Source organism: Kitasatospora sp. NPDC028961 (genome assembly GCF_055564815.1).
The window spans coordinates 573,100-581,872 of sequence record NZ_JBVHVO010000003.1; the positions used below are offsets into that span (position 1 = coordinate 573,100).

The 8,773-nt window shown below is 74.7% G+C and carries 4 protein-coding genes; 1 reads left to right on the top strand and 3 read right to left on the bottom strand.

Annotated features, from left to right (window positions below; all coding sequences use genetic code 11):
* Nucleotides 1-122 precede the first annotated feature (122 nt).
* The 3 genes from ACZ4UX_RS10035 to ACZ4UX_RS10045 form a co-directional block, all read right to left on the bottom strand.
* Nucleotides 123-3,734 (bottom strand): Rne/Rng family ribonuclease, encoded by a 3,612-nt coding sequence (locus tag ACZ4UX_RS10035; protein ID WP_465706255.1) that lies wholly within the window; start codon nucleotides 3,732-3,734, stop codon nucleotides 123-125.
* Nucleotides 3,735-4,130: 396 nt separating this feature from the next.
* A complete protein-coding gene (locus tag ACZ4UX_RS10040) occupies nucleotides 4,131-4,931 on the bottom strand; it encodes a TIGR03936 family radical SAM-associated protein (RefSeq protein ID WP_329487624.1) in 801 nt (266 codons plus the stop codon).
* Between the two features lie 222 nt (nucleotides 4,932-5,153).
* Nucleotides 5,154-7,079, bottom strand: coding sequence for a TIGR03960 family B12-binding radical SAM protein (locus ACZ4UX_RS10045; RefSeq protein WP_329487625.1), 1,926 nt, complete (start codon nucleotides 7,077-7,079; stop codon nucleotides 5,154-5,156).
* Nucleotides 7,080-7,355: 276 nt separating this feature from the next.
* Here ACZ4UX_RS10045 and ACZ4UX_RS10050 point away from each other — a divergent pair, with 276 nt between their 5' ends.
* Nucleotides 7,356-8,660 carry a M14 family zinc carboxypeptidase gene (locus ACZ4UX_RS10050; protein WP_465706256.1) on the top strand — a complete coding sequence of 435 codons (1,305 nt, stop codon included), beginning with the start codon at nucleotides 7,356-7,358 and terminating at the stop codon, nucleotides 8,658-8,660.
* Nucleotides 8,661-8,773: the final 113 nt, after the last annotated feature.

Here is an 8,773-nt window from a genome sequence, read left to right on the forward strand (position 1 = left end):
GTTCTCTAAGGGCGAGCCACCGCGGCACCCCGCGAGACGCAAGACCATCAGACCCCCCCCCGGGGACAAAATACCTCCCCCCTCTCCGTCCCCCTCCCCCCCCCCCCCCCCGCCCCGACGCACTACTCGGCTGCCGAATCACCCTCGGCGGCCGCGGCCTTCTTGGCCGCCGCGCTCGTCCGCTTGGTGGCGGTCTTGCGGGCGGTGGTCTTCTTCGCGGCGGCCGCCGTGGTGGTGGTCTTCTTGGCGGCCGTCTTCTTCGCGGTGGTCTTGCGGGCGGCCCGCTTCTTCGGGGCCGGCGCCTCCTCGGCGGGCTCCTCGGCCGGGGCGGCCTCGGCGGCGGGCTCCGGCGTACCGGTCTCCGTGGCCGCCTCGGGCTCCGTCGCGACCGGCTCGGCCGCGGCCGGCGTCTCGACGGGTGCCTCGACGGCCTCCGCCACGGGCTCGGCCGGGGCCTCGGCGGGCGTCTCGACGGCCGCGAAGGCCGCCTGCAGCGCCGCGTCGGCACGGGCCTGCAGCACCACGATCTCGGCCTCGGCGGGCGCCCCGGCCGGAGCCGTCGCCTTGCGCACCGCCCGGCGGCGGGTGCGGCCGGCCGGCGCCGCCGTGGCGGCGGGGATCTCGACCAGGCTCGGCTGGGCCGTCTCCTCGACGGCCACCGGCTCGGTCACCGGCTCGACGACGGCCTCGACCTCGGCCACCGGCTCGACGACGGCCTCGACCTCGGCCACCGGCACGTCGATCGCGAGCTGCCCCTCGACCTCCTCGTGCTCCGGAGCCTCGATGTCGGCCTCGACCACGGTCTGCGCCTCGTCCTGGGCGCCGCCGCCCTTGCCGCGGCGCCGGCGCTTGCCGCCGCCCGAGGCCGGCTCGCCCGCCGCGACGGCGTGGCCGCCACCGGTGTGGACGTGGCTGCTCGGCTGCTCCATGTGGACGATCACGCCGCGCCCGTTGCAGTGGACGCACGGCTCGGAGAAGGACTCCAGCAGGCCCTGGCCGACCCGCTTGCGGGTCATCTGGACCAGGCCCAGCGAGGTGACCTCGGCCACCTGGTGCTTGGTCCGGTCCCGGCCCAGGCACTCCAGCAGACGGCGCAGCACCAGGTCCCGGTTGGACTCCAGCACCATGTCGATGAAGTCGATCACGATGATGCCGCCGAGGTCGCGCAGCCGCAGCTGGCGCACGATCTCCTCGGCCGCCTCGATGTTGTTGCGGGTGACGGTCTCTTCGAGGTTGCCGCCCTGACCGACGAACTTGCCGGTGTTGACGTCGATGACGACCATCGCCTCGGTGCGGTCGATCACCAGCGAACCGCCGCTGGGCAGCCAGACCTTGCGGTCCAGCGCCTTCATCAGCTGCTCGTCGATCCGGTAGGTCGCGAACACGTCGACCTCGGAGGTCCACCGCTGCAGGCGCTCGGCCAGGTCGGGGGCCACGTTGGCGACGTAGTCGTGGATGGTGTTCCACGCCTCGGTGCCGGAGACGATGACCTTGGTGAAGTCCTCGTTGAAGATGTCGCGGACGACCCGGACGGTCATGTCCGGCTCGCCGTAGAGCAGCGCGGGGGCGTTGCCGGTCGCGGCCTTCTTCTGGATCTCCTCCCACTGCTGCTGGAGGCGCTGGACGTCACGGGTCAGCTCGTCCTCGGAGGCGCCCTCGGCGGCGGTGCGCACGATGACGCCCGCGTCGTCCGGGACGATCTTCTTGAGGATCTGCTTCAGACGGGCCCGCTCGTTCTCGGGCAGCTTGCGCGAGATGCCGGTCATCGAGCCCTCGGGCACGTAGACCAGGTAGCGGCCGGGCAGCGAGATCTGGCTGGTCAGGCGGGCGCCCTTGTGGCCGATCGGGTCCTTGGAGACCTGCACCAGGACGGACTGGCCGGACTTCAGCACCGACTCGATCCGGCGCGGGCCACCGTGGCCGCCCAGCGAGCCGAAGTTCACCTCACCGGCGTACAGCACCGCGTTGCGGCCCTTGCCGATGTCGACGAAGGCGGCCTCCATCGACGGCAGCACGTTCTGGACCTTGCCCAGGTAGACGTTGCCGACGTACGAGGTGGCCTGCTCCTTGTTGACGTAGTGCTCGACCAGCACGCCGTCCTCGAGGACGCCGATCTGGGTGCGCTGGCCGTTCTGGCGCACCACCATGACGCGCTCGACCGACTCGCGACGGGCCAGGAACTCGGCCTCGGTGATGATCGGCACCCGGCGGCGGCCCAGCTCGCGGCCCTCACGGCGGCGCTGCTTCTTGGCCTCCAGACGGGTGGAGCCCTTGATGGACTGCACCTCGTCCGGGTCGAACGACGGCTCGGTGGAGCGGCGGCGCGGCTCGCGCACCTTCACCACCGTGCGGACGCCGTCCTCGGTGGTCTCGGCGGCCTCGCCGGCACCGGCCTCGCCACTGCGACGGCGGCGACGACGGCGACGACGGGACGAGGCCAGGCCGGCCGACAGGTCGTCGTCGTCCTCGCCGTCCTCGTCCTCGGCCTCGGCCTCGGCGGCCGGCTCCTGGACGGGCTGCTCGGTCTCGGCCGTCTCGGCCTCGAAGTCCTCGGCCTCGCCACGACGGCGGCGGCGGCCGCCCCGGCGGCGACGGCGGGACGGACGACCGTCCTCCCACTCGTCCTCGGCCTCGGGACCGGCGGCGGGCGCCTCGACGGCGGCCGGGGCCGCGACCGGGGCGGGCGGCGCGACCGGGGCCTCGACCACGGGGGCGGCGGGCGCCACCGGCGCGGCGGCGGCGGCCGACCTGCGGCGGTTCGGGGTCTGCACCCGCACCTGGGTGCGGGTACGGCGACGGCGGCCGACGCCGCTGTACTCGTACTCGTCCTCCTCCGTGCTCTTCACGGCGGGGGCCTCGGCCGGAGCCGGGGTCTCGGCCGGGGCGGCTGCGGCGGGGGCGGCGGCCGGGGCCGACGGCGCGGTGTAGGGGGCCGGCTCCTGGAAGACGGGGGCCTGGAAGATCGCGGTGGACGGGCGGACCGCACGGCGGCGCACCCGGTGGGTCGGCTCGGCCTCGGCGACCGGCGCGGGGGCCGGGGCGGGCTCCGGCTCGGCGGCGGGCGCGACGGCCTCGGCCTCCTCGGCGGGCTCCTCCTCCGCGGCGGGCTCCTCGACCGGGGCCTCCTCGACGACCGGCGCGGCCTCGGCCACGCGGCGGCGACGGGGGCGGCGGGCGGGGGCCGCGGGGGCCTCCTCGACCGGCGCGGCCTCGGCGGCGGGGGCCTCGGCGGGTGCGGCCTCGACCGGGGTCTCGACGGGTGCGTCGGCCGCGGCGGGCGCGCTCACCGGCGCCTCGGCCCGCTTGCGGGTCCGGCGGGCCCGGGCGGGCTTCTCGGCCACGGGCTCGGCGGCCGGCTCGGCCGCCGGTGCCTTCGCGGCGGGGGCCTCGGCGGCGGGCGCCTCGGCCTCGGCCGGCGTGACGACGATCGGGGTGGCCTCCGGCGCCCCGGCGGGCGCCTCGGCCCGCTTGCGGGTCCGGCGGGCCCGGACCGGCTTCTCGGCGGCCGGCTCGGCCGCCGGCGCCTCCACGGCGGGGGCCTCGGCGGCGGGTGCCTCGGCCGCGATGACCGTCTCGGCGCCGTCGGCGGCCGCGCCCTGCGGGGTGCCCGCGGGGCGGGACACCGCACGGCGGCGGCGGCGCGGCGGTGCGCCGGTCGTGCCGTCGCCGGTGGCGGCGGTGTTCTCGTTCGGTTCCGTCGCCGCGTTCTGCTGCGGATCGGTGTTATCGAGCATGCGGGTGGATCTCCCGTCAGGCCCCCGGGCTCCGTATCCGGGCACGGCAGGGCACCGGTGGCCGGCCGGCATCACGAGGATGCTCGGGCCGGACCCTTTCCTGGTGCCGCCGTGCGGACGCGAGGCCGCACAGGGGCTCGTAGTCTCGCTCGGCGCCCCGCACGCGGCGGGGTGTCGAAAGTCTTCTGGTCTGCCCAGTCTTCTGAGGTTTTCCCAAGCTGCGCCGTTCCCCAACCCGGGTGGCTCCCGGACGGGGACCTCGGGCCCACCGACCATCCGGGTCGGCGGGCCACAAGAGGCCGGCCTGTGCTTCGACGACGCTCGCTCCCCTGGGGAGCCGCGGGGGCCTGGAGGACCAACGGGTCCAGTAAAGGCACTGGACCAGGCCTCCGCCCGCTAGGCGGACGCGGTTGCGCGCGGCTCGTCGGCGGCCACAGGGCCGGCCGGGGCCGCGGCGCGGTCGAGCGCCAGCGGGTCGGTCACCGTGCCGGTCTCCTCGTCGAGCGGCCCCTGCGCCAGCCTGGTCACCTCTGCGGGGACCGGCGGCGCCAGGTCAGCCGTCGCACGGAGACCGGACAATACGTCGTCGGGTCGTACGGCTGGTGTGGCGTGTCGTACTACCAGGCGCAGTATCGCACAGGCACGGCCGGTCCGAACATCGCGGGCCCCTTCGCCCTCCGTGTCCGCACCGTCGTCGACCTGCGGCGAGAGGATTTCCAGTGCCGCGACCGCGCCGCGCGCGTCGAAGACGCGCACGCCGTTCTTGGTGCGGCGTTCGACCTCGACCCGCTCCTCGGCGAGGAAGGCGGCGGCCGCGCGGGACGCCTCCGGCCCGGTGACACCGTCCAGCCGGACCTGCCATTCGGAGGCTTCCAGACGCTCGACGAAGTTCGGCGTCCGGACTTCGACCGCGTCGATGATGTCGAGGCCCTTCGGCAGCGACTCGTCCAGCTGCGCGCGCAGCTCCTCGGGGTCGCGGTGGGCCGCCAGGCCGATCTCCAGGTACTCCGCCTCGCTGGCCACCCCGGTGGGGGCCGCGTTGGCGTAGGACACCTTCGGGTGCGGTGTGAAGCCGGCCGAGTAGGCCATCGGCACGGCCGACCGGCGCAGGGCGCGCTCGAAGGCGCGCTGGAAGTCGCGGTGGCTGGTGAAGCGGAGCCGGCCGCGCTTGGTGTAGCGGAGACGGATCCGCTGCACCGTCGGCGCGGGCGGCGGACCGTCGGGCGTACGGCGTGCCAGAGTCGCTCAGTCCTTAGTCAGATGTCCCCGTCCGGTGTGACACGATCGCGCCACTCTCCGGACTCTGTCACCCAAAGGGTACGCGCCCGCGCGCCACCTTCGCTCCGCCCCTGGTCAGCCCGGATGCGCGAAACCCCGGCCGGAGCGCCCGGCCGGGGTCCCGCGATGGCGTGCGCCGCCCTACTTGACGACCGTCAGCGGCAGGAGCTTCTTGCCCGTCGGGCCGATCTGGATGGCCGTGTCCATCTGAGGACAGACACCGCAGTCGAAGCACGGGGTCCAGCGGCAGTCGTCGACCTCGACCTCTTCGAGGGCGTCCTGCCAGTCCTCCCAGAGCCAGTCCTTGTCGAGGCCGCTGTCCAGGTGGTCCCAGGGCAGCACCTCCTCGTAGGTGCGCTCGCGGGTGGTGTACCAGTCGACGTCGACGCCGGTGCCGGCCAGGCCCTTCTCGGCCGAGGCCATCCAGCGGTCGTAGGAGAAGTGCTCGCGCCAGCCGTCGAAACGGCCGCCGTCCTCGTAGACCGCCCGGATGACGGCGCCGATCCGGCGGTCACCCCGGGAGAGCAGGCCCTCGACGATGCCGGGCTTGCCGTCGTGGTAGCGGTAGCCGATGTTCTTGCCGTACTTGCGGTCGCCGCGGATCGAGTCGCGCAGCTTGGCCAGCCGGGCGTCGGTGTCCTCGGCGGACAGCTGCGGGGCCCACTGGAACGGGGTGTGCGGCTTGGGCACGAACCCGCCGATCGAGACGGTGCAGCGGATGTCGTTCTGGCCGGTGACCTCGCGCCCCTTCTGGATGACGTTCTTCGCCATCTCACCGATCTGGAGGACGTCCTCGTCGGTCTCGGTGGGCAGGCCGCACATGAAGTACAGCTTCACCTGGCGCCAGCCGTTGCCGTACGCGGTGGAGACGGTGCGGATGAGGTCCTCCTCCGACACCATCTTGTTGATCACCTTGCGCATGCGCTCACTGCCGCCCTCGGGGGCGAAGGTGAGACCCGAGCGGCGGCCGTTGCGGCTGAGCTCGTTGGCGAGGTCGATGTTGAAGGCGTCGACCCGGGTGGACGGCAGCGACAGACCGATCTTGTCCTCGGTGTAGCGGTCGGCCAGGCCCTTGGCGATGTCACCGATCTCGGTGTGGTCGGCGCTGGACAGCGACAGCAGGCCGACCTCCTCGAACCCGGTGGCCTTCAGCCCGCGCTCCACCATCTCGCCGATGCCGGTGATGCTTCGCTCCCGCACGGGGCGCGTGATCATGCCGGCCTGGCAGAAGCGGCAGCCGCGGGTGCAGCCGCGGAAGATCTCGACGGACATCCGCTCGTGCACCGTCTCGGCGAGCGGGACGAGCGGCTGCTTGGGGTAGGGCCACTCGTCGAGGTCCATCACGGTGTGCTTGGAGACCCGCCACGGCACGCCCGGCGCGTTCGGCACCACTCGGGCGATCCGGCCGTCGGCCAGGTACTCCACGTCGTAGAACCGGGGGACGTACACGCCGCCGGTGCGCGCCAGGCGCAGCAGCAGCTCGTCGCGCCCGCCCGGGCGGCCCTCGGCCTTCCAGCCGCGGACCAGCTCGGTGATGTCCAGGACGGCCTGCTCGCCGTCGCCCACCACCGCGCAGTCGATGAAGTCGGCGATCGGCTCGGGGTTGAACGCGGCGTGGCCGCCGGCCAGCACGATCGGGTCGTCCACCGTCCGGTCGCGGGCCTCCAGCGGGATGCCGGCCAGGTCGAGCGCGGTCAGCATGTTGGTGTAGCCGAGCTCGGTGGAGAACGAGAGCCCGAACACGTCGAAGGCCTTGACCGGCCGGTGCGCGTCCACGGTGAACTGCGGGACGTCGTGCTCGCGCATGAGCGCTTCGAGGTCCGGCCAGACGCTGTAGGTGCGCTCGGCGAGCACGCCCTCGCGCTCGTTGAGCACCTCGTAGAGGATCATGACGCCCTGGTTGGGCAGGCCGACCTCGTAGGCGTCGGGGTACATCAGCGCCCAGCGGACGTCGCAGGCGTCCCAGTCCTTGACGGTCGAGTTGAGCTCGCCGCCGACGTACTGGATCGGCTTCTGGACGTGCGGGAGGAGGGCCTCCAGGCGTGGGAAGACCGATTCGACAGTCATGTACTAGGAACCCTTACGACGTTGAATGGTGTCGCTGGCATCGGACCCGGTGGGGTGGTGCGCGACGGCTGGGAGGGGTGACCCTCAAGAGTAGCCGAATCCCGGGACGCTCCGGCCGGCCGCGGGCCCCGGCCGGCCCCCGAGCGGGGGTCGAATCGGCTGTTGACAGCCCCGGACGGCCCATGCGGTACTGGCAGGGCTCCGCCGGGAGGCCCTGCACGCCATCGGGACAAGGAAGTTGACCATGCACGACGGCACCGACACCGGCCTCCTGACATGACCGACACCGGCCGGCGGGTGCCCCAGTGCCACCCCGCGCCCGAGCAGGCGGACCGCTACCTCACGGTGGCCCGCGCCGAGGCGGCGGCAGGCCGGCTCGCCCGCCGCCACCCGGGCCGCTGCCGGCTGCGGGAGGTGGGCCGCTCCCGGGCCGGGCACCCGCTGCTGCTGCTCTCCGTGGACGAGGGCCCGGACGCCGTCCTGGTGGTCGGCGGCCCGCACCCCAACGAGCCGGTCGGCGTCAGCAGCGCCCTGCGTCTGGCCGAGCGGCTGCTGGACCACCCGCCCCGGCCGGGCGTCTCCTGGCACATCCTGCCCTGCCTGGACCCGGACGGCGCCGCGTTCAACGCCGGCTGGCTGGACGGCCCGCTCACCATGCGCCGCCACTACGAGCACTTCTTCCGGCCCTCCTTCGAGGAGCAGCCCGAGCTGCTGCCGCCCGCCGGCGCCGACCGCGCGCCGATGCCGGAGAGCCTGGCGCTGACCGGTCTGATCGACGAGCTGCGGCCGTTCCTGCAGTGCTCCCTGCACGGCGTGGACTTCGGCGGCGCCTTCGTGCAGCTCACCGGGCCCGTCCCGGGCCTGTCCGAGCGCTTCGGCCGCTCGGCGGCGCGCGGCGCCGTCCCGCTGGACGTCGACTCGTACGACGCGGTCGGCTGGGCCAGCCCCGCCCCCGGGACGTACCTGATGCCCGCGCCCGGCGGCTCCGGCCTGTCCCGGGCGCTCCCGGACGAGCCCGAGCTGTCCACCTGGTCGTACGCCGGCCGCCACGGCGGGGTCACGGCCGTCCTGGAGGTGCCGATGTGGGCCGTCGACGCGGTGGGGGACGGCCGCCGGCACCCGGCCGTCCGGCAGGCGGTCGGGACCGCCGCCCGGGTGCTGCGGGACCGCGCCGAGGAGCTGTCCGGCCTGCTCGCGCACGTCCCGCCGCACGCCCGCCGGGCCTACGGACCGATGGTGCGCGCCGTGGAGTTCACGCTGGCGGTCTGCTCGCCGGTCGCCGACGAGTGGCTGGAGCAGTGGTGCGCCCAGCCGCTCACCGTCTCCCGGGTGACCACCGCCGGGCTCGCCGCCGCGCGGATCCCGCTGCGGGTGGCCTCGGTGCTGCTGCGCCTGCTGGCGGACACCGGGGGTCCGGCCGTGGACGCCGCCCGCGAGCGGGCGCTGGGGATCGTCACCGAGAGCCTGGACCAGTTGCGCCACCGCTTCGGCGCCCGCTGGGTGCCGGTGGAGGTCCAGACCGCCCACCAGACCCGCGCGGTGCTCGCCGCGGCCGCCTGCCTGCGCGGCCAGGGCCGGTAGCGGCGGGCCGCCCGCACGGCGGCGGGGGGGGGGGGGGGGGGGGGGGGGGGGGGGGGGGGGGGAGGAGGGGGGGGGGGGGGGGGGGGGGGGGGGGGGGGGGTGGGGTTTTGCTC

Bases quoted from the DNA above. Each gene is read 5' to 3' on its own strand.
- ACZ4UX_RS10045 (WP_329487625.1), bottom strand. From the start codon at position 7,079: ATGACTGTCGAATCGGTCTTCCCACGCCTGGAGGCCCTCCTCCCGCAC.
- ACZ4UX_RS10050 (WP_465706256.1), top strand. From the start codon at position 7,356: ATGACCGACACCGGCCGGCGGGTGCCCCAGTGCCACCCCGCGCCCGAG.
- ACZ4UX_RS10035 (WP_465706255.1), bottom strand. From the start codon at position 3,734: ATGCTCGATAACACCGATCCGCAGCAGAACGCGGCGACGGAACCGAAC.